21 protein-coding genes and 3 pseudogenes are annotated in these 26,125 nt (G+C 33.7%); 5 read left to right on the top strand and 19 right to left on the bottom strand.

Annotated features, from left to right (window positions below):
* Positions 1 to 35: 35 nt before the first annotated feature.
* Genes J3D55_RS01865 through J3D55_RS01855 form a run of 3 tightly spaced genes read right to left on the bottom strand, consistent with a single transcriptional unit; the run spans position 36 to position 1,756 of the window.
* Positions 36 to 548: a hypothetical protein gene (locus J3D55_RS01865; protein ID WP_259127578.1), complete on the bottom strand. Its 513-nt coding sequence runs from the start codon at positions 546 to 548 to the stop codon at positions 36 to 38.
* 5 nt (positions 549 to 553) lie between these two features.
* Positions 554 to 1,186 (bottom strand): hypothetical protein, encoded by a 633-nt coding sequence (locus J3D55_RS01860; protein WP_259127577.1) that lies wholly within the window; start codon positions 1,184 to 1,186, stop codon positions 554 to 556.
* Between the two features lie 18 nt (positions 1,187 to 1,204).
* Positions 1,205 to 1,756, bottom strand: coding sequence for an RNA polymerase sigma factor (locus J3D55_RS01855; RefSeq protein WP_259127575.1), 552 nt, complete (start codon positions 1,754 to 1,756; stop codon positions 1,205 to 1,207).
* Positions 1,757 to 2,253: 497 nt separating this feature from the next.
* Here J3D55_RS01855 and J3D55_RS01850 point away from each other — a divergent pair, with 497 nt between their 5' ends.
* The 4 genes from J3D55_RS01850 (at position 2,254) to porW (ending at position 6,812) form a co-directional block, all read left to right on the top strand.
* Positions 2,254 to 3,009: a Rossmann-like and DUF2520 domain-containing protein gene (locus J3D55_RS01850; protein WP_259127573.1), complete on the top strand. Its 756-nt coding sequence runs from the start codon at positions 2,254 to 2,256 to the stop codon at positions 3,007 to 3,009.
* On the top strand, positions 2,999 to 3,517 hold the full coding sequence (locus J3D55_RS01845) for a KdsC family phosphatase (protein ID WP_259127572.1): 519 nt from the start codon (positions 2,999 to 3,001) through the stop codon (positions 3,515 to 3,517). Before J3D55_RS01850 ends, J3D55_RS01845 begins: the two co-directional genes overlap by 11 nt.
* 10 nt (positions 3,518 to 3,527) lie before the next feature.
* On the top strand, positions 3,528 to 4,082 hold the full coding sequence (locus tag J3D55_RS01840; RefSeq protein WP_259127570.1) for a Maf family protein: 555 nt from the start codon (positions 3,528 to 3,530) through the stop codon (positions 4,080 to 4,082).
* Between the two features lie 87 nt (positions 4,083 to 4,169).
* Complete coding sequence (gene porW, locus J3D55_RS01835) at positions 4,170 to 6,812, top strand: type IX secretion system periplasmic lipoprotein PorW/SprE (protein ID WP_259127569.1); 2,643 nt, start codon at positions 4,170 to 4,172, stop codon at positions 6,810 to 6,812.
* 56 nt (positions 6,813 to 6,868) lie between these two features.
* On the opposite strand, the gene tsaB is transcribed toward porW, so the two are convergent.
* From tsaB to rpiB, 9 genes and pseudogenes are all read right to left on the bottom strand, one after another.
* On the bottom strand, positions 6,869 to 7,552 hold the full coding sequence (gene tsaB / locus J3D55_RS01830) for a tRNA (adenosine(37)-N6)-threonylcarbamoyltransferase complex dimerization subunit type 1 TsaB (protein WP_259127566.1): 684 nt from the start codon (positions 7,550 to 7,552) through the stop codon (positions 6,869 to 6,871).
* 33 nt (positions 7,553 to 7,585) lie between these two features.
* The gene (locus tag J3D55_RS01825; protein WP_259134995.1) at positions 7,586 to 8,587 is read right to left on the bottom strand and encodes a virulence RhuM family protein; all 1,002 of its coding nucleotides are present in this window, start codon (positions 8,585 to 8,587) and stop codon (positions 7,586 to 7,588) included.
* Positions 8,588 to 8,603: 16 nt separating this feature from the next.
* Positions 8,604 to 9,365 (bottom strand): SDR family NAD(P)-dependent oxidoreductase, encoded by a 762-nt coding sequence (locus J3D55_RS01820; protein ID WP_259127564.1) that lies wholly within the window; start codon positions 9,363 to 9,365, stop codon positions 8,604 to 8,606.
* An 85-nt stretch (positions 9,366 to 9,450) separates the two neighbouring features.
* The gene (locus tag J3D55_RS01815; protein WP_259127563.1) at positions 9,451 to 9,822 is read right to left on the bottom strand and encodes a YraN family protein; all 372 of its coding nucleotides are present in this window, start codon (positions 9,820 to 9,822) and stop codon (positions 9,451 to 9,453) included.
* 4 nt (positions 9,823 to 9,826) lie between these two features.
* The gene (locus tag J3D55_RS01810) at positions 9,827 to 10,312 is read right to left on the bottom strand and encodes a hypothetical protein (protein ID WP_259127561.1); all 486 of its coding nucleotides are present in this window, start codon (positions 10,310 to 10,312) and stop codon (positions 9,827 to 9,829) included.
* Between the two features lie 2 nt (positions 10,313 to 10,314).
* Positions 10,315 to 11,245 (bottom strand): annotated as a pseudogene (locus J3D55_RS01805) (S66 peptidase family protein).
* Positions 11,242 to 11,928 (bottom strand): LysE family translocator, encoded by a 687-nt coding sequence (locus tag J3D55_RS01800; RefSeq protein WP_259127559.1) that lies wholly within the window; start codon positions 11,926 to 11,928, stop codon positions 11,242 to 11,244. Before J3D55_RS01800 ends, J3D55_RS01805 begins: the two are co-directional and overlap by 4 nt.
* A 199-nt stretch (positions 11,929 to 12,127) precedes the next feature.
* A pseudogene (gene rnr, locus J3D55_RS01795) lies at positions 12,128 to 14,282 on the bottom strand (ribonuclease R).
* Positions 14,283 to 14,620: 338 nt separating this feature from the next.
* On the bottom strand, positions 14,621 to 15,055 hold the full coding sequence (gene rpiB, locus J3D55_RS01790; protein WP_259127558.1) for a ribose 5-phosphate isomerase B: 435 nt from the start codon (positions 15,053 to 15,055) through the stop codon (positions 14,621 to 14,623).
* 640 nt (positions 15,056 to 15,695) lie between these two features.
* Here rpiB and J3D55_RS01785 point away from each other — a divergent pair.
* Complete coding sequence (locus J3D55_RS01785) at positions 15,696 to 16,886, top strand: phosphoglycerate kinase (protein WP_259127556.1); 1,191 nt, start codon at positions 15,696 to 15,698, stop codon at positions 16,884 to 16,886.
* Between the two features lie 577 nt (positions 16,887 to 17,463).
* Here J3D55_RS01785 and J3D55_RS01780 read toward each other — a convergent pair.
* From J3D55_RS01780 to J3D55_RS01750, 7 genes and pseudogenes are all read right to left on the bottom strand, one after another.
* Positions 17,464 to 18,285: a class I SAM-dependent methyltransferase gene (locus J3D55_RS01780; RefSeq protein WP_259127555.1), complete on the bottom strand. Its 822-nt coding sequence runs from the start codon at positions 18,283 to 18,285 to the stop codon at positions 17,464 to 17,466.
* Between the two features lie 112 nt (positions 18,286 to 18,397).
* Positions 18,398 to 20,260 (bottom strand): tRNA uridine-5-carboxymethylaminomethyl(34) synthesis enzyme MnmG, encoded by a 1,863-nt coding sequence (gene mnmG / locus J3D55_RS01775; RefSeq protein ID WP_259127554.1) that lies wholly within the window; start codon positions 20,258 to 20,260, stop codon positions 18,398 to 18,400.
* A gap of 188 nt (positions 20,261 to 20,448) precedes the next feature.
* Positions 20,449 to 20,865: an rRNA maturation RNase YbeY gene (ybeY, locus tag J3D55_RS01770; RefSeq protein ID WP_259127553.1), complete on the bottom strand. Its 417-nt coding sequence runs from the start codon at positions 20,863 to 20,865 to the stop codon at positions 20,449 to 20,451.
* Positions 20,866 to 20,869: 4 nt separating this feature from the next.
* Positions 20,870 to 23,029, bottom strand: a complete 2,160-nt coding sequence (locus J3D55_RS01765) for a patatin-like phospholipase family protein (protein ID WP_259127552.1) — start codon at positions 23,027 to 23,029, stop codon at positions 20,870 to 20,872.
* A gap of 2 nt (positions 23,030 to 23,031) precedes the next feature.
* Positions 23,032 to 25,477: pseudogene (locus tag J3D55_RS01760) on the bottom strand (bifunctional UDP-N-acetylmuramoyl-tripeptide:D-alanyl-D-alanine ligase/alanine racemase).
* The gene (locus J3D55_RS01755; protein ID WP_259127551.1) at positions 25,478 to 25,783 is read right to left on the bottom strand and encodes a type II toxin-antitoxin system RelE/ParE family toxin; all 306 of its coding nucleotides are present in this window, start codon (positions 25,781 to 25,783) and stop codon (positions 25,478 to 25,480) included.
* On the bottom strand, positions 25,764 to 26,084 hold the full coding sequence (locus tag J3D55_RS01750) for a hypothetical protein (RefSeq protein ID WP_259127550.1): 321 nt from the start codon (positions 26,082 to 26,084) through the stop codon (positions 25,764 to 25,766). The genes J3D55_RS01755 and J3D55_RS01750 overlap by 20 nt, the downstream gene beginning before the upstream one ends.
* Between the last annotated feature and the right edge of the window lie 41 nt (positions 26,085 to 26,125).

Genomic DNA, 26,125 nt, shown 5'->3' with positions numbered 1-26,125 from the left:
TTGTAAGAGTCGTCCAACATTAAAAAAATAAACTATTATGGGTCTTGCTTCGGTCTTGCAGCATTGTTGTTGTTTCCGTGAGGCTTTCTTTCGTTCATTTTATCTCTCATCATTCCTTCAGACTGAAACAGCTTCAAGACTTTCTGGCAAGGTATTATCTGCTGCATTTTATCAGCATATTTTTTGCGGTTATCTAATAATTTCTGCCCTACTTCAAAGCTTTGCTGTAGCTTGGCTTTGGCTTCATCATCAGATAAAGTTTCGGGATTAAAATTAGAATTAAACTGGCTTTTTATTTGCTTCTGACTGTCCAGATATTCATTATAAATTTCTGTAAATTCAGTTTTATCGCTTGGGTCAATATTCAGATTATCCATTACCATATTGTTCCTGAACTTGGTGAGAAGCGACTTTCTTTCTTCCGGAGAAAGATTGTTTATTACCTCTTTTCTTTGTTTAGGGTCCATTTTTTTCCAGTCGTAATCCGTCCTTTGGGCATTCAAGCCAAAACCATAAATAATAAAAAGTGTAAATAATATCTTTTTCATCTTTTTTAGTTATATAAATCCAAATAAACGTCCTGAGTAGAATTACTTGCTAATTCCGAAATTTCAGAATTTGAGAAAGAATCCAGATACTCGTTTACTTGAGCTTCATTTTGTTTTTTAACAGGTTTTACTGTTTCAGCTTTTGTCTCAGTTATAGCCTTTCCCGCTCCATTATCCTGAGCATAAGATTTATCATCAATCTGATTTTCAACTGTTTGATTATTATTTTCAACAGAAGTTAAATCAGATTTTAAAGTTTCATAAGCGATCTCGCCTTCAGTCTTTGTTTCCGAGGTATTCGAAGTATATTCCGCCTGAGAATTCTCCGTTCCGTTTGCATGATCATTATTGAAGACAAAAGTTGCTCCAAAAATCAAAGCCAAAGATGCCGCTGCAGCATATGCCCAATTCATCTTGAAAATTGGCGCTTTTTTGGCTGGCAAAACATTCTTCAATACATTTTCCTGAATATTTTCGAATAAATTCTCAGGAACTGTGTAAATATTTTTACGTTCTAATTTTTCTAGATCAAAATCATTTAATCCGCTCAATACCTTTCCTTGAATATTTTCAAACAAATTTTCAGGGACTTTATAGATATTTTTGCGTTCTAATTTTTCTAGATCAAAGTCTTTCATCTTGCTGTTTTTCAAAAATTATCTCTCGTAATTTTGCTTAATATAATCTTCTATTTTTTGTTTGGCATAATGATAATTCGTTTTCAACGTCCCTACCGACATATCTACAATTTTTGATATCTCTTCGTAAGGCAAATCATCATAATACCGCATCATAAATACCAGTTTCTGCTTTTCGGGCAGGCTCTGTATAGCGTTCTGTAGTAGAATCTGTATTTCCTCGGCATCTCCTTCTGTATTATCGGCGACCAGATTTTGCATATAATATTCAGGATCTTCATCAGTTTTCTGCATCTTCTTCATCTTATTTATTTGCTGTAATGCTTCGTTGGTAGCGATTCTGTACAGCCATGTGTACAGTTGACTATCGTTTTTGAACTGGTGAAAATTCTGATAAGCTTTAATAAAAGTCTCCTGCAATGTATCCTGAGCAAGATCTCCGTCCACAATAATTCTTCTTATGTGCCAATACAATCTACTTTGATAAGCATCCATCAACGCGCGAACTCCCTGCTCCAGAGTTCGTGGATTTTGCATCAACGAAATAATTTCCGCGTCCTTAATCTTCATAAGATGCTTTCACTGTTTTGGATTACAAAAATAGCTGAAAGTTAAATTACTTATTCAATTTTTAGTCCAATAAATTAATTATTTACATAAATTTTCACTATTCCGCATAAAATGGATTTTAATAATAATTCTAATTTTCCCTTTTATACTCGATGGTACAGTTATTTAAAATCTTATTTAACTGATAATTATTTGATTAAAAAAAATTTACTCAACCATTCAATCACAGATTTTCACGAATCTTTTCTCAAATAAAAACACAAACATCTGCGTAATCAGCAAAATCAGCGAGAATAAATAAAAAATACCTCTGACGTTTCTCAATCTGACGTAGGAAGAATATCAATATTATTTTTAGAGTATAGTACCTTTATAAACAAAAAATACACAGAATAATTTAAATTAAAAATCAAAAACAACCAAAATAAAACCTCAAATTATAAAAACTTCCCACTTCCCTCTCCCATCTTCCTGACCAAAAACCCTATCTTTGTTTTATGCAAATTGTAATTATCGGTTCCGGAAATGTAGCCTATCACATGGCAAAAGCCTTTGTTCTGAACAATATTCCTTTGGCGCAGATTTTTGGCAGGAACGAAAATGAATTAAATAAAATTTCTGAAGAATTAAATATTCCTTATTCAACTAAAATTTTAGTTGACGCGGATTTGTATATTATTTGTGTAAGCGACAATTCTGTAGAAAAAGTTTCTGAGTTGATTACTAAAAAAGATTGTCTTGTTGCTCATACTTCCGGCTCTTTACCGAAAGAAATATTAGCTGGAGACTATCGAAAAGCAAGTCTTTATCCTTTGCAGACCTTTTCAAAATCGAAAGAACTGGATTATTCAAAAATTCCGTTTTTTATTGAAACAGAAAATGAAGATGAAGATGATAAAAAAATTCTTTTTGAAATCGCTTCCAAGATTTCCCAAAACGTCATGGAAAGTACGCATGAAAAAAGAAAATATATTCATTTGACTGCAGTTTTTGCCTGTAATTTTGTGAATCATCTTTTTTCAAGGGCAAAAGAAATTTCGGATTCTCAGGAAATTCCGTTTGATTATTTTTTACCGTTAATTGATGAAACCGTTCAGAAAATTCATGAAATTGAACCCAAATCAGCACAAACAGGACCTGCCGTAAGAAACGACAAAAGGATTCTGGAATTACATGAGCAATTATTAAAAGATGAAAGTCTTGAGATCTATAAAACAATGAATCACTCAATTCAAAAAATGTATGAGTTATAAAGAGAAATTAAAAGATATTAAAGCATTTGTATTCGATGTAGACGGCGTTTTCACAGACGGAAGCGTCTATTTGATGCCGGGAGGAAATATGTCGCGAGTAATGAACGTCTTGGATGGTTATGCAGTCGTAAAAGCTTTAAAAAACAATTATATAATCGGTGTAATTACAGGAGGAAATGACGAAATGGTGAAACACAGAATCAATTACCTTGGAATTCAGGATTATTACCCAAAATCTCATAATAAAATGGTCGATTTTGAAGATTTTAAAGCAAAACATCATCTTAAAAACGAAGAAATTTTAACGATGGGAGACGATTTACCGGACATTCATATGATGGAAAATTCTGCAATTGCAGCGTGTCCCGAAAATGCAGTGCCCGAAGTAAAAGGGATTTCCACTTATATTTCTCCGATAAAAGGCGGAAGTGGAGCAGTGCGCGATGTGATCGAGCAGGTAATGAAGGTTCAGGGAAATTGGCATGACGATAACACACAATCTGTTTAATTAATTGACAATGAAATTATTATTAGCATCACAATCTCCAAGAAGAAAAGAATTACTGGGAAGTTTAGGCTTCGAATTTGAGTTGGTGAAAATCGATTGTGAAGAAATTGTTCCCGAACATATCAAAGTAGGAGAGTCTGCAGCATATTTATCAGAATTAAAAGCAGATGCTTTCCGAAAATTGGAAGAAGATGAAGTTTTATTAACAGCCGATACGGTTGTTGCGATTGACAATCAATTTCTTGGAAAACCTCAGGATGAAGACGATGCAAGAAAAATGCTGAAACTTCTTTCAGGAAAAACACATCAGGTTTATACAGGAATTACGATTAAAACTTTAGATAAAACCATTACAGAAACCGATGTGGCAGATGTAGAATTTGATGAAATTTCAGATAGCGAAATAGAATTTTATATTCAGAACTACAAACCCTTTGACAAAGCAGGAAGTTATGGCATCCAAGAATGGCTTGGAATGTCGAAAATAAAAAATATAAATGGCAGCTTTTATACGATAATGGGACTTCCTACTCATTTGGTTTACAAAATTTTGAAAGAAATATAATGAGTTTCCATATAAAATTTTATTATTTTTACAAAATCATCAATCCTACTGGATAATAAAAAGTAGATTAGCGAGTTATATTGAATAATGAAAAAAAATATTTTCTTCCTTTTAGTCCTTTGTATAGTTGTCTCCTGTGTCACGAAACCCAAGAGACCGGAGCAGCGATCGAAGTTCATGAAAGGGTTTACCACATATTACAACACGCTTTTTAATGCAAAAGACGCATTAAATAACGAGTTTGAAACAAGAGATAAAGCCCATAAAGACAATTTTTATGCGCCGTTTATTCCCATTCTTACCTATGAAGACCAGCCTTTAGGAAGTGATCTTGGGCAATCTACCGCTTTCGCAGAAAATTCTATGAAAATGGCGGAAGTGAACAGACCTACTCAAAACAACAATGGCAGAGGAGGACCTCCGGGAATGCCACAAAATCCAGCGTCCGGCGGACCGGGAATGGCTCAGTTATCCGGTGCTGTAAATGGAGGAATGGATAAAATGGGATTACGAAATGGTTCGGAAGGTGAGCCGGAAAAAAAGGGGGCTACAACACTGGAAATCGCAGAAGCAAAAGCTTTAAAAGCAATCAACAAATATTCTGTCATCAGACATGGTGAAGAACAAAACAAGCAGATTTTTGATGCTTATATGATCCTTGCACAGTCAAGAATTTACAGAGGAAAATCTTTGGAAGCTCTGGATGCCTTAAACTACGTTTTCACGCACATGAAAGACGATAAAAGGATTCCTTTAGCAAGAGTTTATCAGGGTCTTGCGTATGCCGAGATTAAAAATTATCATAAATCCCAAGAGGTTTTTGCTAAACTTAAAACGGAAAAAATAAGTAAAACGTATGATAAGCTTTTAAGCATCTACCAATCCGAAGCGTATTTGGATGAAGGTAAAAAAGAGGAAGCCGTAAAAGAGCTTGATCGCGCTTTTGAACTTAACAGCAACAGGAAACTGAAAAGCAGAATTGCTTTCTTGAGAGGACAAATTTTAGAAAATCTTAATCAAAATGAAAAAGCCAGAGAAAGCTTTATGGCAGCTTACAAATATGCCAACGATTTTGAATTTGAAGTAAAATCTCAGATCGAAATTGCAAAAACTTTCAACGGAAACGGTGATTACAGTGGTGCGAGAAAATATCTTGAAAACATCAGTGAAAAAGGAACTTACGCATCCAGAAAGAATGAATTTTACTATGCTTTAGGTTTAATGGCAAACAAAGCAGGTAAAAAAGATGAAGCGCAGGAATATTTCAGAAAATCTCTGAAAGAAAAGGTTTCTGACGGACAAATCCGTGGTTTGGCTTATTATGAAATCGGGAAAGGATATTTGGATAAAAACGATTACATTGGAGCAGGAGCTTACTACGATTCAGCTTTGGCGGTAATGACGTACGAACCTTCAAAAGTTCTTTTGGCAGACCAATCTATCTACATCAAAAAGATCTCTAAAAACTATTATTTAATCAAGAAAAATGACAGTGTTCTGAACTTAGCGAAAATGACACCGGAACAGAAAACTGACTTTTTCACAAAATATATCGCAAAAGTTAAAGTAAAAGAAGAAAGAGAGGAATTAGAAAGAAAACGTGCCGAAAGACTGAAAGGTTTTGATACCGGGGATTATAATTCTAAATCAATTTTTGCCAACAGTTCAAACTCTTTTGAAGATTTTGGAGTGGCTACAAAAGGTTTCTATTTCTCAAATACAGGAACAGTTTCCAAAGGAACTTCTACCTTTAAGCAAACATGGGGCGACAGAGCATTGATCGATAACTGGCGTTTTTCTAAGAAAATGGCAACCATCGAGGATATGAAAAATGATGCTTTGGGAACAAATGCAGCACCGAATCCGAGACGTTTTGAACCTGCTTTTTATATCGAGCAGATTCCTACCGATCTTGCAAAATTAGATCAATTAAAGAAAGACCGAGACACTGCTTCTTTAGGATTGGGCGTGATGTATCAGAATTATTTCACCAATACTTCTTTAGCGACAAAAACGTTGTATGATCTTGTAGATGTAAAACCTGAGGAAAAGGTAATGTTGCAGGCTTTATATGAGATTTTTGCCATGAATTATGAGAAAAATCCGCAAGCATCGGAGAGAGCAAAACAAATATTAATGACTGATTATCCTTACACTTCTTATGCAGAATTTGCGAGAAATCCTAAGAATAAAACTTTCGTAAAATCTTCTGAAGACGTTGAAAATCAATACAAACAGGCTTTCGCATTATATGAAACCGAGAAATTCGGGGAAAGTAAAGATGTTATTGAACAGACCATTCAGAAATATCCTAAAGACGCTTTAATTCCTAAATTATATTTGTTAAATGCCTTTAATTCAGGAAAATCGAGTGGGAAAGAGGTGATGATTCTTCAGCTGGAACAAATTGTTTTGAATTATGCTAAAACTCCGGAAGGCGAAAAAGCCAAAGAAATGCTGAATTATTTAAAAACAGACCTGTCTTTCCAACCAACGGATAACAAAGGAAATACGATGCCTCAAAATCCTGCCAATATGAGCAATAATGTTCCGCAGCAACCTTCACAACAACTTAACGCAACTGGTATTCCGCAAAAACCGGATGGAACCACTTTTATGAATAATCCTCAACCAACACCATCGGGTGGAAATGGCAACAGACCACAGAAAAAACTAAATCCAAATCAGCCTTTGCAGCCCACAGGAACAGTGCCTGCAAAACCACAATAAAACAAAAAAGCGAAGATTAATTCTTCGCTTTTTTTATGCAGTTGCTTTTTATTTTTTTATAAATCTGTTGATTTCTTTTTCTTTACTCCATGAAAATCTTTGAGATAAAACGGTTCGAAATAAGCAATATCTTCAAACTCTTTTTTATCAATTTTTTCAAGGCTTTTCTTAATTAAATATTGTGCAGAAGGGTAGATCGTTTCATTAAAATCAGCATTCGGAAGCTGTAAAATTTCCCGTGCTTTCTTCGCTCCGTCTCCTACAAATAGTACTTTTTTATCTTTAAATTCTTCAAAAGAAGTTTCATCTAAAATTTTGGCTTCCGTCTCAGAAAGTTCTTCGCCCGTTTTACCATCATAAACAGCCGTATAAACCTCCATTCTTCTTGCATCGACCAAAGGTACAACAAAGTCGTAGTTTTGATTTAAAAAAGGCTCTATCATGGTTTCCAAAGAATTCACTGCGATTAATGGGACTTTCAATCCATAGCAAAATCCTTTCGCAGAAGAAGCACCAATTCTCAATCCTGTATAAGAACCCGGACCTTTTCCCAAAGAAACGGCTTCAATCTCTTTTATAGAAATTCCTGCGCCTTCCAAAGCCCATTCTATGAAAGTATGCAGACTTTCAGACTGTTTATAATTTTCAGAAACCTCTTCCGTCACGCACAATACCTTTTCGTTATCCGAAATAGCGACTGAACAGTTTCTTGAGGAAGTTTCTATGTATAAAATTTTCATTTTAATTAAATAATTTTACGCAAATTTAAAGCATTATTTTTTACCGATTTTCTTTATCTTCTTATCAAAATCAGATACTATTTTCTGAGTTTTATTGAATGTTTCATATTCAGCGATTGCTTTTTTTTCTGCAGTTATTTTAGAAATATTTCCTTTTCCTTCTAAAATTTTATATTCGTTAAAATCTAGAAATTTATTTACACTTAAAGCTAAGGCTTCCATCGTAAAAGTACTTTGTCTTTCTATCAAACCTTCAATATAATCGAAATATCCTGTTACGGTTCTTTCTAATTGTTTGATTTCAGTTTCTTCTAAATAGTTTTTTGCAACAACAATATCAGATTTCAGAATTCTCCCATCCGGTGAATTTTTCCATGTATTCAAACCCATATTTTCTGCATCTTTATTCGCTTTTTGATAGATTATTTCAGCAGCCGTTTTTCCTGTAATAGCAAAATGGAATTTATTCTGAACTATAGCATAAAAGTTTTTTGTGATCTCAGAATTTCTGTCGTAATCAATACTGCACTCCGCAAAAATATCGGTGATTTGCTGATAAATACGTCTTTCACTTGCTCGTATGGAACGAATCCTTTGTAAAAGTTCTTTAAAATAATCCTTCCCAAATACCGTTTGACCTTGCTTCAACCGTTCATCATCAATGACAAAACCTTTAATGATAAATTCTTTCAACGTTTGTGTTGCCCAAATTCTAAACTGCGTTGCCTTGCTCGAATTTACACGATAACCTACTGAAATGATGACGTCTAAATTATAATATTCTACATTTCGTTTTACTTGTCTGTTACCTTCCTGTTGAACTGTTTCCAAAATGGAAACAGTTGCTTCTTGATTTAATTCTCCTTCTTCAAAAATATTAGAAATATGTTTACTTATGGCAGGAACATTCACATTAAATAAATTTGCCATAGCTTTTTGAGTAAGCCAAAGTGTTTCATTCTGCAAAAATACATCTACTCTTATCTTTTCATTAGGAGTATTGTAAATCAAAAAATTTTGAGCATCACTTTCCATCATAAATTTATTTACTTTAAAATAAGTTTATTTTCTGTAAATCGTTCGCGGTTTCTGCCTGAGCCGTCGGATAAATCGTCATATCTGAAACACAGACGTGCTTTGGAGCGTTTACGCAATAGGCAATTGAATCTGCAATATCTTCGGCTTTCAAAGGTTCATAACCTGCGTAAACTGTTGAAGCTCTTTCGCTGTCCCCTTTGAATCTCACCATAGAAAAATCTGTTTCCACAGCTCCCGGCTGAATATTGGTTACTTTGATTCCGAATTCTGTCAGTTCAATTCTCATTCCTTCGGAAATCACGTCAACCGCTTTTTTCGTCGCACAATAAACAACTCCATTTGCGTACGTTTGTCTTGCAGCCACAGAACTGATGTTTACGATATGTCCGGAATTTCTTTCTTTCATGATCGGAATAATCATTTTGGAAACATATAAAAGTCCTTTCACATTTCCATCGATCATAGAATCCCAGTCGTCAGTTTTTCCGGCAGAAAGAGGATCTAAACCGTGAGCATTTCCTGCATTGTTCACCAAAACATCAATATTTTTCCATTCTTCCGGAAGCGAGTTGATCGCTGTTTCAACTTCTTCTAAATTTCTTACATCAAATTTTAAACTAAATATTTCGGTAAATGCAGAAAGTTCAGTTTTTACTGATTCCAAAGCCTTAGATCTTCTTCCGCAAATAATGATTCTGTTTCCTTGTTTTGCAAAAAGCTCAGCAGTGGATTTTCCTATTCCGGACGTAGCTCCGGTGATTAATATTGTCTTCATAAAAAATTGTAATTTTTTAAATGTTACAATCCAGTATTTATCAAAGTGACAAGTATGGATAAATTGTTAGATTATACTCAGTATATCAATTGGCATCAAACGCTTCAAAAGCATTGATAATATGTTCTATAGATAAATTTCCTTTTTCATCGGGGAGGACAGAAATAATATCAAATCTTACTTCTTGGTTCTTATTAAACTTTTCCAGATAATGGTCTGCAGCGGAAACTAGTAATTTAATTTTCTTTTTATTGACAGCTTCTTGGGGAAGATTAAAAACGTCTGTTGAACGCGCCTTTACTTCAACAACAATAATTAAACTATCTTTTTCGGTGATGATATCAATCTCGGCTTTTTGATAGCGAAAGTTTCTCGCTAAAATTTTGTATCCATTCTTCAATAGAAATTCTGCAGCTAAATCTTCTGCCTTTTTTCCGAGGTCGTTGTGTTGCGCCATCTGATTATTTGTTAAATCGTATTGCTTTTCCCTCAGAAATGATCTCAAATTGTTCTTCAATCCAGATTATTAATTCCTCATGAAAATTTATAAATAATTCTTTATTTTTTCCTTCAATCATTGTTTCAGAAAGATTGTAAGGAATACTGATACTTTTCTCTTCTTTTAATTTATAATATTCACTTTTAGAATGTTCAGAAGTCTCATAAATAATTTTATCAGTTTTTACTATTTCAGGTTTAATAACTTTTAAATCTAAGTTTAAAATTTCCTGAACTTTCAGTTTTAATTCTTCTGATAGAGTATCTTTTATTGTTGTGAATCTTCTCCATTGTTTTCTTTCAAAATCAGAGTCTGAAAGTGTTTCAACTTTATAACTCCAGAAAAATTTTAGATAAAATTCAAAAGATTCTGAAATATATAAATCTTTCATTACAAAATCTCCTATAAATCCAGGACTATAATGATATTGAAGAATTATTTTATCCATTTCTAAAACTCAATCTTAACCTTATCCTCAACCTTTAACTTCACATTCCCACCAATAATCAAAGGTCGGTTGTCTTTGATATGACCATTCGGAAAACCGAAAACTACAGGGAAATTATACTTTGAAATTCTATCTGAAATTAATTGATAGGCAAATTCGTCGAAGCTTTCTTCGTATTGTTTGTTCTCCTTTTCATCGCCCATATTGGTCATTCCACCAATGATTAATCCGGAAATTTTATTGAAAACTCCGGCAAGTTTCCAGACTCATAATCATTCGATCCAAAGCGTAGAAATTTTCACCGATATCTTCAATGAATAAAATTTTATCCTTAAAGTCAAAAGAATATTTGGTTCCCAGAAGGGCGTAAATAAGGGCTAAATTCCCTCCAACCAATTCACCTTCAATAATACCCTTCTTATTAAATTGATTCGATGTAAGGCTATATTTTGGCTTTTTTCCTTTTAAAATATCAAAAATCAGATCATAACTTTCTTCAGTCACTCCAAAACTTGATGTTTTAATGGTTTGTCCGTGAATCGAAGCAAACCCTTTTTTCAACAAATAACTTTGGATCACCGTATTATCAGAATAACCAATGTACCATTTCGGATTTGTGGTAAAATTTTTAAGATCTAAATGTTCGATCAAATGCTGACAACCATAACCGCCTCTGGAAGCCCAGATTGCAGAGATTTCATTATCGTTTAAAGCCCAGTTGATGTCTTTTATTCTTTCCTGCTCTGTTCCTGCGTAGTTGTAGCCATTAGAAAATTTCGTGTAAAGATGTTCACCCAAAACAGGTTCGTAGCCATTACTTTTAATCATTTCTATTCCCTTTTCAAGTTGAGTGGTATCAACGGCTCCTGCAGGGGAAATCACAGCTATTTTATCACCTTTTTTAAGTGATTTTGGAAAGATTATTTTTTTCATTTGGTTTTTTGATATTTTACTTCTTTCTTTTCGGCTTCTTCCAGTCGTTTATCAAACTGATTGAATTTTTTGAAGCTCTGTAAAAAGATGAAGAAACTGAACATTATAAGAATTCCGCCAACGATTCTTCTGATTTTGTTGGCTAAAGTTTGTGTTAATTTATCGTGAAATTGTTTCGCCAAAAAGATTTTTATCAGATCAATAAAAAGGTAAGTTCCGATCACAATCCCGATGTATAAAACAAAACTGCCGGTATCCGGATATTGATTTCTCACAGAAATCACCGTTACCAGCCAAAAAAGAATGACTCCTACATTTAAAAGATTGAATAAAAAACCATTCATAAAAGTCTTCAGATAATTCTGATTGATTATTTTTTCTTCTCCCGGCATGTGCATTTTGGTTTTTGTGACCAGCATGACAATTCCGTAGACAAAAATAAGTATAGACGTAATTCTGTAGAAACCAGGATGTTTATCAATTAACGTCACAATATCTGCACTCGCATAATAAGCTGCCAAAATACACAAAAGATCTGCGGAAATTACGCCAATATCCAATGCCAAAGCATGTTTCGGTCCTCTCGAAAAGCTGGTTTCAATTAAAAGGAAAAAAATTGGTCCTATAAAAACCAAGCTTAACATAAAGCCTAAAACAACGGCAGATAGTATGAGTTCAAACATTAAATAGCTTTTTAAATGAAAAAAAATTTCATCCCATTTATACAAAGTTAACTTTTATGTTTTAATTAATCAATAAGAAAATCAATCTCAATGAACAGAAACCTATCTATTATTTTTTATAAGATCATCATTTTATTGTTGATTAAAAATAAAAAAGCCGCCATAAATAGCAGCTTTTCGTAAGTATATTTTATCGTTCTTAATCAACAATCTTGAAATCCAATTGTTTCTGAATTAAATTAGCTTTCACCACTTTGATCTGAACCTGATCTCCCAATTGATATCTGTTTCCGGTTTCTGCTTCCATACACCGCATGAGTCGCTTTGTCATACATATAAGAATCATCCATCAGATCTCTTAATTTAATCAAACCTTCTGCACCGTTTTCAGGAATTTCTACCCAGAAACCAAACTCTGCCACTCCGGAAATAACACCCGTGAAAGTTTCTCCCAAATGTTTTTCCATGAATTTCACCTGCATGTATTTGATCGAATCTCTTTCTGCATCGGCTGCCAATCTTTCCATTGAACTGCAATGTTTTGCTTTTTGTTCTAATTCATCCTTGCTTGGAGATTTTCCTCCATCCAGATAATGTTGCAGTAATCTATGAGCAAGCAAATCGGGATAACGACGGATAGGAGAGGTGAAGTGGCTATAATACTCGAAACCAAGACCGTAGTGACCGATCGGTTCTGTAGAATAGATCGCTTTACTCATGCTTCGCATCGCGAGAGTTTCGATCATATTTTCTTCGCCTTTACCTTTTACATCGTGCAATAATCTGTTTAAAGATTCTGCTACTTTTTTGGTATTAGCCAGATCCATTTTATATCCGAAAGTAGAAACAAAATCTCTTAAAGACTCTAATTTTGCAGGATCCGGATCGTCGTGAACCCTGTAAATAAAGGTATTTTGAGAAATATCTCCTCTTTTATTTAATGAAACAAATTCAGATACTTTTTTATTCGCTAATAACATAAATTCTTCAATCAAATGATTCGAATCTTTGCTTATCTTAAAATAAACCCCAATTGGCTGGTTATTTTCATCTAAATTAAATCGAACTTCACTTCTGTCGAAAGTAATTGCTCCGTTTTTGATTCTTGCCTGACGCATAATTTTCGCCAGTTTATCCAGAACCAAAATTTCTTCTGCTAAATCTCCTTCTTTCGTTTCAATTCTTTCCTGAGCTTCCTCATACGTGAATCTTCTGTCGGAATGAGTTACCGTTCTACCAAACCATTGTTTCTGAATTTCCGCAGCATCATTCAATTCAAAAACTGCTGAGAAAGTAAATTTATCTTCATTCGGACGAAGTGAACATACATCGTTACTCAAAACCTCCGGAAGCATCGGTACAACACGGTCTACCAAATAAACCGAAGTTGCTCTCTGATATGCTTCATCATCCAAAAGAGTTCCCGGAACTACATAATGAGAAACGTCTGCAATATGAACCCCTATTTCCCAGTTTCCATTATCTAACTTCCTCATTGATAAAGCATCATCGAAATCTTTGGCATCTTTCGGGTCAATCGTAAATGTAAGAACATCACGCATATCCCAACGTTTCGCTACTTCTGCTTCGTTGATCGTTCTGTCGATTTTATCGGCATCTCTTTCCACTTCTTCAGGGAAAGTGTAAGGCAAACCGTATTCAGCAAGAATAGAGTGGATCTCGGTTTCATGCTCTCCAGGAGCACCTAAAACCTTAATAATTTCACCTTCAGGATTTTTATCTCCCGGTCTCCATTCTGTCATTTTTACGATCACTTTATCGCCGTCTTCAGCACCTCCGAATTTTCCTCTCGGAATAAAAATATCGGTATTAATCGTTTTTTTATCGCAAACAACAAACCCGAAATCTTTATGAGGAACCATTTGTAAAGTTCCTACAAATTCTGTTCTTGTTCTTTCCAACACTTCCAGAACCGAACCTTCCAGTTTTTTCCCTTTGTAGGTGTATGTTACAATTAAAACTTTATCACCCTGCAACGCATCTTTCACGTTTTTGGAGTGAATAAAGACATCATCTTCCATACCTTCGACTCTCACGTAAGCATTTCCTGATTGGTTGAAATCGATAACTCCCGTCAAAGTTCCTGCAATATTCAGGTTGATGATATATTTTCCTTTATCAGTTTCCTTCACTCTTTCGGAAGCCTGAAGTTTATGTAAAGCTTGAATCACAAGCTCTCTTTGTCTTGGATTTTTATAATCTATTCCGTCCGAAATCTGCTTATAGTTATAAACTTTCGTGGAATTTTCATTCATAAAACGCAGGATCAATCTTCCGATTTCCATGATTTTATGATCATTTTTCTGACTTATATATTTTCTTTTTTTTGCCATTTTAATTTATTCTTAATTAGTAATAGCTTTAATAGTAGATTAAAACTATTCAAAATTATCTTAACTCATTATAAAGATAATTTTAATATGTATTCTAAAGTTCCCTTTAAATTCTACAACATCAATTTTCCTTCCACCTTTTATAACGGAAGATTTAGTTTTGTATAAATTTAATACAAATATGGAGAAGAGTGGAGAAAAACCTTTTATTAAATAATTTTTAATATTGATATCGGTTTAAATGGAAATAATAGAGTGGTAATTTCTATTGGACGGCACAAAGATACAAAATAAAAAATAAATAAGGCTTATAATTTGATTTACAAGCCTTTATATGTTTAGCAAAATGCAATTTTATCAACTCTGTTCTGGTGTCTTCCACCTTCGAAATCTGTTGAAAGAAAATTATTTACAATTTCGATCGCCAGTTCTTTAGATATGAATCTTGCAGGAATTGAAATCATGTTTGCATCATTGTGTTGTCTTGCCAACGTCGCAATCTCCGGCATCCAGCAAAGAGCGCAACGAATTTTCTGATGCTTGTTCGCCGTGATCTGAACACCATTTCCGCTTCCGCAAAATAAAATTCCCAATTCATTCTCACCATTCTCAACAGACGTTGCAGCAGGGTGTACAAAGTCCGGATAATCCACACTGTCTGTGGAAAACGTTCCAAAATCCTGAACCTCAAAGTTTTCTGATAAATAGTTCTTAACAATCTCCTTATACTCGAAACCAGCGTGGTCAGCAGCAATAGCGATTTTTCTTTTCATAATTCTTGTATTAAGCCTTTTTTAGATTTATTTCCACACAAATGTAAGTATAATGTGGATAACTCTTAAATTTTTGGGAATTAATTGTTGAAAGCATTGTTAGTAAATGTGGAGAAATGTTGGAAAGTAAACCTTTCGTAACATTAAAATTTTTTGTAATGGAAAGATGCTCCAAATTTTTTGCCCACAATTTCAAAAAAGTTGTTGGGGAGAATTCTGTGCTTTTTCCATAAATCAGTTATTAATAATGGGAATTGGGGAAAAGTTATCCATAATTGTTAGTAACGAATATAAAAACCCTATTTACAGCAGATTATAATGTCTATAAATTGTTAATTACATAAAAATTAAATGTGATAAAGTATTTTCATAAAATTTATCCCCGTTACTAACAAACACTCAACAACAATACCATATTCTTTTTTTTAATAAAAGAGAAAATTGTTGATAGATGAATGTTGAGTCTGGGGGAAACTTTTCAAAAACTTTTGTCGGGTTGCGGCTTTTCAAAAATTTTAAAATCTTACATTTGTGAAACGAAAATTCAACGAAATGTATAAAATCGACCTGGCCGAAGTTGTTTGCTAATCTTTCCCGAGGACTCGATTCGATATGACCGAAGAAATAATAAAAATGACATATGAAAACAATCAATGATTTCAATTTTAATGACAAGAAGGCTCTGGTAAGAGTTGATTTCAATGTTCCGCAGGACGACCAGTTGAAAGTTACAGACAACACGAGAATTGTTGCGGTAAAGCCAACAGTTGATAAAATTCTTAAAGACGGAGGTTCTGTGATCTTAATGGCTCACTTGGGAAGACCGAAAGGAGAGGTGAAAGATGAATTTTCACTTAAACACATCCTAGATGAAGTTTCTAACGTATTGGGTCAGGAAGTAAAATTCGTTGAAGAATGCATAGGAGAGAAAGCTGAACAGGCTGCTTCTGAGCTTAAACCCGGGGAAATCCTTTTATTGGAAAATTTACGTTTTCATAACGAAGAAGAAAAAGGGCATGAAGGTTTTGCAGAGCAACTTTCTAAATTAGCCGATGCTTACGTGAATGATGCTTTTGGTACAGCTCACAGAGCTCATGCTTCTACAGCCGTGATTGCTAAATTTTTTCCTTCAACTAAATTCTTCGGTTTATTGATGGCTAAAGAACTTCAGGCAATTGATAAAGTTTTGAAATCAGGTGAACGTCCTGTAACAGCTATACTTGGTGGATCAAAAGTTTCAACTAAAATTACCATTATAGAAAATATTTTACCGGCTGTTGATAATTTGATCATTGGTGGCGGAATGGCATTTACGTTTGTTAAAGCTCTTGGCGGTAAAATCGGAACATCATTGGTGGAAGAAGATAAATTACCTCTTGCTCTTGAAATTCTTGCAAAAGCAAAAGAACATAAAGTAAAAGTTTATCTTCCGTCTGATACAATCATCGCTGAAAGTTTCAGTAATGATGCTGAAAGAAAAGAAGTGGACATTTATGAAATTCCTGAAGGATGGATGGGATTGGATGCTGGTCCAAAATCTAGAGACCAGTTCAACGATGTACTTTTAGATTCAAGAACAATTCTTTGGAACGGACCAATTGGAGTTTTCGAAATGCCGAATTTTTCTGCAGGAACAATTGCTCTTGGTGAAAGTATTGCCGAAGCAACAAGACAAGGAGCTTTCTCTTTAGTTGGAGGAGGAGACAGTGTTGCTTTTGTAAAACAATTTGGTTACGGCGAAAAAGTAAGTTATGTTTCTACCGGAGGTGGAGCGATGCTTGAAAGTTTGGAAGGTCTCGAACTTCCCGGAGTTGCTGCGATTAATAATTAAGAAATTTTATTTTCATATAAATTTAGGTCTGCTGATTTTTTCAGTAGACTTTTTTATTTTATAGTAAATTCTAATTCTTTGATGAAAATTTAATTTTTACTGCAGTCCTTCAAATTCGTAAAATATTTTGAAAAAGGACAAATTTCTAAAAATCGACTAAAAATTGGCTTTTAGATTGATGCTTAAAATTAAAAAATAATAATTTTCCGACGATTAACACATAAAATATGATTAAGGCTTAAAATGATATGTTTTTGTGAGAATTTGTTTTTTGAAATGTAAATTTTCGCTTATTTATTTTTTTCGAACAAGAATTTAGAAATAATTATTATCACAGTTAACATTATTTTAAAGAATTCTTTTTTATTGAAAAGCTTACTAACTTTTTACTAACAATTTGAATGGAGATATTATTTATTTTTTCGGATTTTCATTTTTAATAAAAAAATTTATGAAAAATAGTGGACTAGGGATAATTTAATAGATAACAAAAAAACTCGAGAAATGACCTCGAGTTTCTATTTTTAGTGAAAAATGGTAAAAATTTACCTCTATAAATGCTTTAAAAATCGATTTTCTACTTTTTTTCGATAATGTATATCAAACTTGAAAATTCGTTCGAAAAAAGGGCTTTTACGTTAGAAATCGTTCCGTAGATCGTTGCTTTTAGCCAAAAAAGAGGTGATTTCTTGTATTTTTCGCTCAACATAGAGATATAATACGAATCGAGAACCAAAGGTTTGATTTTTCTCATTTTCCAATTTGGTTTCTTTGCAATTAAATTTTCCATTCCGTTTTTAGAAAAATGGTAGATGTGTCTTGGTACATCATAAGCCGCCCAAAATTCTTTATAATGTTTTGCATCGTAAGAAGTAGGGTTGGGAACAGCGATAATTAATAATCCCTTTTCTTTTAATTTGCTATTAAAAATCTGAAGCATCTCATCCTGATTTTCCACGTGCTCGAATACATGCCAAAGTGTAATTGCATCTAAACTTCCGTTTTCAATAAGATTAATATTATCTAAAATGGTAGCTTTTGAAATTTTTGTCTGTGCTGCTTTTCTTGCATCTGCATCAGGTTCGAATCCTAAAGTTTCGAAATCATTTTCTATAAATTTCACAAATTCTCCGGCTCCACAACCATAATCTAAAACCTTTGAACCTTTATTTATTCTGTCCAAAAGAATCGTTTTTTTATACTGCAAATTGAAGGATTGTAAAAATTTGTAAAGCTTTTCTTTTAAACTTCCTGAATCCTGATGATGGGAAATGTAATCTTCACTTTCATAATATTTAGAAATATTTGATGGAATAGGGGAGGTCTTGAAAACACCTTTTGTTTCCGTTTCTTTGATTTCAAATATTTCCTGAGAAAGAAAATGATCTTTTATTTTCATTGAATTTGTTCTTTTAAATTAAAAATTAAGATATTCAGAGCTTGAAATAATCTCTTAAATACCTTAATTTTTGCTTCTATTTTATAAATGTTTCACGTGAAACATTTTGAATTTAACGTCCTAAAAAGACTAATAAAACGTTTATATCGGCAGGTGAAACACCACTGATTCTTCCTGCTTGAGCGATCGTCTTTGGTCTTACATTAGACATTTTCTGTTTCGCTTCTGAAGACAGACTTGATATGCTTTTATAATCAAAATCTTCTGGAATCTTGATATTTTCCAAACGATTCAGCTTAGCTACGTTTTCTTTTTCCTTTTCTATATATCCTTTATATTTAATATTTACTTCTGCCTGTTCTCTTACTTCATCATCAAATTGAGAAGTAAATTCTTTAATAGCTTCAATATTTTCAAGCTTTTCCAGCGTAATATTTGGTCTTGTAAGGAATTGAGAAGCTCTGTAAGCCTGATCTACAGGATTACTTTCGATACTTTCCAGAATAGGATTAATCAATCCTGGTTTTAAAGAAGTTTCTCGTAAAAAAGCTTCAAGTTCCTGGCTTTTAGCTATTTTCTCCTGAACTCTTTTTAATCTGTCTTCTTTGGCTAAACCAAGTTCAAAAGCTTTTTCTGTTAATCTGATATCTGCGTTATCCTGTCTTAAAAGAAGCCTATATTCTGCTCTTGAAGTAAACATTCTGTACGGCTCTTCAGTTCCTTTTGTAATCAAATCGTCTACTAAAACACCGATATACGCTTCATCTCTGTTAAGGATAAATTCTTCTTTTCCTTTTACTTTATTGTGAGCATTGATCCCTGCAATTAAACCTTGTCCAGCTGCTTCTTCATATCCCGTTGTACCATTTATTTGCCCTGCAAAGTATAAATTATCGATCAATTTTGTCTCTAAAGTATGTTTTAATTGGGTAGGAGGGAAGTAGTCATACTCGATGGCATAGCCTGGACGGAATACTTTTACGTTCTCAAATCCTGGAATATGCTTCATTGCTTTGATCTGAACATCTTCAGGAAGAGAAGAACTGAATCCGTTAACATAGATTTCTACCGTTCTCCAACCTTCCGGTTCTACGAAAAGCTGATGTCTGTTTCTTTCTGCAAAACGATTGATTTTATCCTCAATACTTGGACAATATCTTGGTCCTAAACTCTGAATGGTACCATTAAACATCGGGCTTCTGTCGAATCCTTCACGTAAAATATCGTGTACCGTTTCGTTGGTATAAACGATATGGCAACTTAATTGTTTGGTTAACTTAGGAGTATCTAAATAGCTGAATTTTTGAGGATTTTCGTCTCCTTTTTGCTCTTCCATTTTAGAATAATCAAGGCTTCTTCCGTCTACTCTCGGTGGAGTACCGGTCTTCATTCTTCCTGCTTCAAAACCTAAAGAAACCAACTGTTCGGTGATTCCGAAAGCTCTTGGTTCCCCCATTCTTCCGCCTCCTAATTGCTTATCTCCAACGTGAATTAATCCATTAAGAAAAGTACCATTTGTAAGAACTACAGACTTCGATCTGATCTCGATTCCTAATGAAGTAACAACTCCTACAGCTCTGTTATTCTCAATAATTAAACTTTTTACCATATCCTGAAAGAAATCAAGATTAGGGGTGTTTTCTAATGCTAAACGCCATTCTTCCGCAAAAAGCATTCTGTCGTTTTGCGTTCTTGGAGACCACATTGCAGGACCTTTGGAAAGATTAAGCATCTTGAATTGTATAGCAGATTTATCCGCTATAATCCCTGAATAACCTCCCATTGCATCGATTTCCCGTACAATTTGTCCTTTTGCGATTCCTCCCATCGCGGGGTTGCAACTCATCTGTCCGATGGTCTGCATGTTCATTGTAACAAGCAGCGTTTTTGAGCCCAAATTGGCTGCTGCAGCTGCTGCTTCACATCCTGCGTGACCGGCACCAACTACGATTACATCATATATTTCTGAAATCATTTCTTTATTGCTTGTTTTAAGCCTTAAATTTTAATTTTTTTTACAAATGTTTCACGTGAAACATTATTTAAATTAACAAGCTAAAATGGCTTGTGGCGTTGTTTATTTAGCCCCGATTGCAGCATTTGTTTGAGCTCATTTTTCTTTGAAAAAGAAAAATAGCGAGTGCGGAAAGCGGGAAATAGCTTCTAATTATTTAAAGGATATTTTGCTAAATAATGATCTTCTTTACTTCGCATCAACTGTTCTTCTTGCTCGGTTTTATCCTTGTATCCTGAAAGATGAAGAATGCCGTGAGCCAAGACTCTTCTTAATTCTTCTTCGTATTCTTTGGATAGAGTAGAAGCGTTATCTAAAATGCGCTGCAAAGATACGAAAATCTCTCCGCTTATTGTCTTGCCTTTCACATAGTCGAAAGTAATGATGTCTGTATAGTAATCGTGCTGCAAATAATCTTGATTTACTTTCAACAAATATTCGTCGTCGCAGAATATATAGTTGATTTCGCCAAGCTTTTTTCCTTCTGAAAGAATGATATCTTCCAGCCATGCTGTGTAATCTGTATTTACAGATTCTGGTAAATTTTCGTAAAAGAATTGTATCATCGTATTAAAACCAGTGCCCTAAAATAACACTGAATATGCCTTTTTGATTATTTTTAAGTGAGTGACTGAAGTTGATTTTAATTTGTCCGAAAGGAGATTTGTATCCTACATTAAGCCCTACAGAGCTGTAGTTTAACTTTACAGCATCTTCAAATTTCAAATCGTCGGAAAGATTCGCAAAAGAGAAATTTCCGCTTATGAAATAGTTCTTATTAAATTTAAACTGAAGATCATTTGAAACTAAAACAACATTATTGGTGTTTAACTGTCCAAAATAAAAACCTCCGAAGTTTTTGAAATTAACAATATTCTGTTCAAAAATCCCGCCCAATCTGTATTGATAGAACTGAGGAAGATTTTCTCCAATTGAAATTCCGCCGTAGAGATTCAATCGATAGGTAAATTGTTTTGAAAGAGGAATATTTATCCTGATATCAGCTTTTACCTGAACGAGCCTTTTATCAACTTCAGATTTCATTAAGTCGATTACTTTTCCTTCCGCACTGATGAAAATTCCGCGGGTAGGGAAGTCTTTGTCATTTTGAGTATCGCTTTTTAAGAATACATAAGGATTCAGAAAACGACTGTATCTTTTATTATTTGCGTCGGTTTCTGCTTCGAAATAATCATGGCTGATTCCGCCACCAACGGCAAATTTGTCTTTCCAGATCGATTGAATGTAGATTTCGTTTCTTAGCCAATCCCATTTATCGACATCATAATTATTGATATCTTTTACATTAAAACTCATTCCTGAAGAATAGATTCCAAATCCGGGAATATAGCCGTTGTCTACAAAATAATTTAAATAATATCTTGGTTTGTCCCCGATAATTACATCAAATGAAAGATTTGAATTTCTGAATAGAAGACGTTTTGCTGAATAGTTTAAAAGAAGACCTGTTTTGAAAACTTCGTCAAAGTGTAATCCGAATTTTAAGAAATGTCGTGCGTCGTCTTCGGTTACATAGAGTTTGAGATAATTGGCTTCATTTTCCGAGATAATATCATAATTGATGAATTTATAATTATTAGTAGCAACCAGCTTATCAATTTTTTTATTTATGCTTCCATAGGTTTGCATGGAGGGAAGTCGCAGTCCCATTTTCCCGAGAACGTAGTTTTTACCGTAGATTCTGCCGCCTTCTATCGAAACACTGTCAATCTTATAGACATTAGAATATATTGGATTTATACGCTGTCTAATGCGGTCAAACGGGCGTTTCGGTAATTGATCCAGAATATTGACGTATTTTAGACCTTCCACATAACCGCTGTCGAGAATTTTCTTCTTATCGTCGTAGCTTGTGGCGGTCATGCCTTTTAAATCTGGCTTAATATTTATGTCGGTATATCTGTATTGTCTTCTTGTATCTTTTTTAATTCCGAAATCTATGATTTGATTTAAAATGGAGATAATATTATTTAAATCTTCTCTTTTCGATAAATCCTGGTTAAGATCTACACCGATCACGATATCGATTCCTTTATCTTTTAATGGCTTTGAAGGATAATTTACCGTCATTGCTCCGTCAATATAAATGCTGTCTCCGATTTTTACGGGATCCATCAAAGAAGGAAATGCAGAACTGGCCATGATCGACTGTACCAAATCTCCTTTCTCAAAAATCTGCATATTTCCGCTTTCGAGATTCGTAGCAACGCACATGAAAGGAATGGGAAGTTTTGAGAAATCATTGATGTTCGAAACATTTTTGAAAAGCTCTTTCAAAAGATAAACATTTTTCTGTCCGGAACTGATGGAAGAGGGTAGAGTAATTTTTCCGTTTTTTAAAGGAATTGACAAAAGATATTTGTCAACGGATTTATTGTAAAAACTGGTTTCCTGACGTTTTGCTTTCGGATCTAAAATTAAAGAATAGAAATCCGTATCCATCACAATCTTCTCAATCTCTTTTCCGGAATATCCTGAAGCGTACAAACCTCCAACAACCGCTCCCATGCTGGTTCCGGAAATGTAGTCGACCTTTACTCCCAAAGAATCCAGTACTTTAAGTACGCCGACATGAGAAAATCCTTTAGCTCCGCCACCGGCAAGTGAAAGTCCGATTCTTGGGTTTTTAGGAATCACCAAATCTTTTTTTACCTGAGATTGGATCAAAAGCATTTGGAATATTAAAAAAAGAATCAGAAGTTTTCTCATAGTTAATCTTTTACATAAATCCGTTTCACTCGTGGCGAAATAGAGGTTAATACTTCGTATGTGATGGTTTTGCAGTATTCTGCGAATTCTTTGAGGCTTGGTTTAGCATTGAAAACGGTTACAGTATCGCCTTCTTTTACGTTCGGAACATTGTCTACATTAATCATCATCATATCCATACAAATGCTTCCTACGATCGGTGCAAGCGTTTTATTAATTCCTACATTTCCGATCTCATTTCCAATTAATCTTGGGATTCCGTCTGCATATCCTACAGGAATGGTGGCAATTTTTGTTTTATGATCTGTTTTAAATCTGCGGCTGTACCCTACAGATTCTCCATTGTCTACAATTGAAATCTGTGAAATGACTGTTTTAAAACTTACAACAGACTGTAATTGTTTCTGTATTTCACTACTTGGTGATTCTCCTAACATTCCGATACCAATTCTCACCATGTCATATTGATGATTGGTGTAGCTTGTAATTCCTGATGAATTTAATATATGTCGGATAGGGGTATATCCCAGTTTTTCAATCAAATAAGTTGAATTTTTTTCAAATGTTTCCAGCTGATGCAAAGTAAACTCTTTTTCAGTTGGTATATCTGAAGACGAAAGATGGCTGAAAATACTTTGAACTTTTAAATTTTTATGATCTAAAGTCTGGCTTAATTGATCCAATTCATATCCTTTAAAACCGAGACGATGCATCCCGGTTTCCAGTTTAATATGAACGGGATATTTTTTATCGTAACCGGATTTTTGAACAGCCTGATAAAACAATTCGAGAACTCTGAAACTGTATATTTCCGGTTCCAGATTGTATTCTATCACAGTTTCGTAGCTGTGTTGTTCAGGATTCATGACAACGATAGGAACGGTGATTCCTTTTTTACGAAGCTCAACCCCTTCATCCACAAAAGCAACGCCCAAATAATCAATATGATGATGCTGTAGGAATTCTGAAATCTCATAACTTCCTAATCCATAAGAATTTGCCTTTACCATTGCCATCATTTTGGTGGTTGGTTTCAGTAAAGATTTATGATAATTAATGTTATGAAGAATGGCATTCAGATTGATTTCTAAAACCGTATCATGTTTTCTGAGCTCGAGAATGTCTTTCAATCTTTCGATCTCAAATTTTCTTGCTCCTTTTAATAAAATAATCTGGTTTTCAATTTCTGTAAGGTGTTTACTGTCAATTAACTCCTGAGTATTAATAAAAGTAAAAGTTTTAGCTTTAAATAATTCACTAAATTTGGATATTTCATTACCAATTAGGAAAACAAAATCAAACTTTTGTTCGTTCACCAAATCAGAAACTTCTTCATACAATTCTTTTGAATTTGAATTGACTCCGACAATATCCGTTAAAACCAAAGATTTTTTTGATTTCTTATATTCATTTAAAAATTGAAGGGCAGTTTTCAAAGAATCCAGATCCAGATTAAAAGAATCATTGATAACAATATTATTTTTAATTCCTTCAATGGCTTCAAGTCTCATTTCAACGGCTTTCAGAGCGTTGATTTTTTGGACGATTTTTTGATTTTCGATATCTAACTCCTTTAAGACCGTTAGAAGCGCCAAAGCATTGGTTAATGTCGCTTCGTCTCGTTGGTTTGCCGGAAATGAAATTTTTTCTTCAAAATACTGCACAATAAGATCTTCATCCTTTACATTCTTTTCGAGATGAACATCATTGTTTTCTTTCAGACCGTAAGAGATTAATTTTTTGCTTGAATATAATTCCTTTATTTTTTTGTCAACCAATAAATTGTCACCATTGTAAATAATGACTTCAGAATTTTTGAACAATTTAATTTTTTCATCAATCAATTCTTCTTCCGATTTGAAATTCGCAAGGTGAGCGGTTTCCGATATGTGTCAGCAAACCAATCTGCGGATGGAAAATATTTTCGAGTTTTTCCATTTCGTCGGGTTTGGAAATTCCGACTTCAAAAATTCCCAGTTCATGAGAATCATTTATTTGAAGCAAAGAAAGCGGAAGTCCGATCTGAGAATTGAAACTTTTCGGACTTTTTACCGTAGGGAATTCATTCCAGAGACATTGATAGAGCCATTCTTTTAAAATGGTTTTCCCGTTGCTTCCTGTAATTCCGATAGACTTTAAATGTGAATTTTCGAAATGATATTTGGCCAATTTTTGAAGAAACTCTACAGAGTTCTCAACAATAATCCATGTTATATTTTCAAACTGAGGATATTGGTGTTCGGAAATAATGACGTTGATTCCTCTGTCAATAGCAGCTTCAATGAATTTTTCTCCCGAATTTTTAGGAGTATTGATGGCGATAAAAGCCATGTTTTTAGTAGAATAAATAATTCTGCTGTCGAAAGCAATGTTTTTAATTATTAAACTTTCGTCTCCAATTACATGAGCATTGGTAATTTTTGCAATATCTTCTACTGTATAATTCATTTATAAATAATCGTCTATTATAAATTTTTTGTCTTCATCCTGAAAATTATTATACAAACGCAATATTTTCAGGTATTTTGATTCTAATCTGTAGATCAGAGTTGTTTGTTCTGTAATTAAAATTTTATTGTAGTCAGGAAATTTTTCCAGCTTTTGAAATACCACTTTTTTATCGAGAATTATCCTAATCTTATGATTAAGAATATTCATAAAATTTTGATATTCTCTGTAGGTAAACCTATTCCCAATATAATCTTCTATCTGCTCCAGATCTTGGAGGGCAAATCTAGACCACCTTATTTCCATATTTTTTCAGAAAACGTTCTTCAGAAATTTTCATTACTTCATCATGGGAATAATAAACTCCGTTTTTGAAGTCATTTTCTGCTTCTTCCAGAGATTTCAAAAAAGATTCTTCCGGCTCAATAATTTCTGCAATCTTCAACAATTCTTCCGGAAGAAATTTTTTTTCTTTCATTTTTCTGAAAAAGGTAGGTTCAGAAATTCCGCTTTTTTCAATGATATATTTCAATTTGAAAGGCGAATTTTTCAAAATCTCATCAATAGAATTGCTGATTTTTATATAATTTTTGATTTCTAATATCATTTTTTGATAGTTTTTACTATTAAATTCTAAACAAATTTAAA

The organism is Chryseobacterium ginsenosidimutans (assembly GCF_024807225.1).
Taxonomy (GTDB): Bacteria; Bacteroidota; Bacteroidia; order Flavobacteriales; family Weeksellaceae; genus Chryseobacterium; species Chryseobacterium ginsenosidimutans.
The sequence above is the reverse complement of the archived record's forward strand: the minus strand, read 5'-3'. Positions and strand labels throughout refer to the sequence as shown.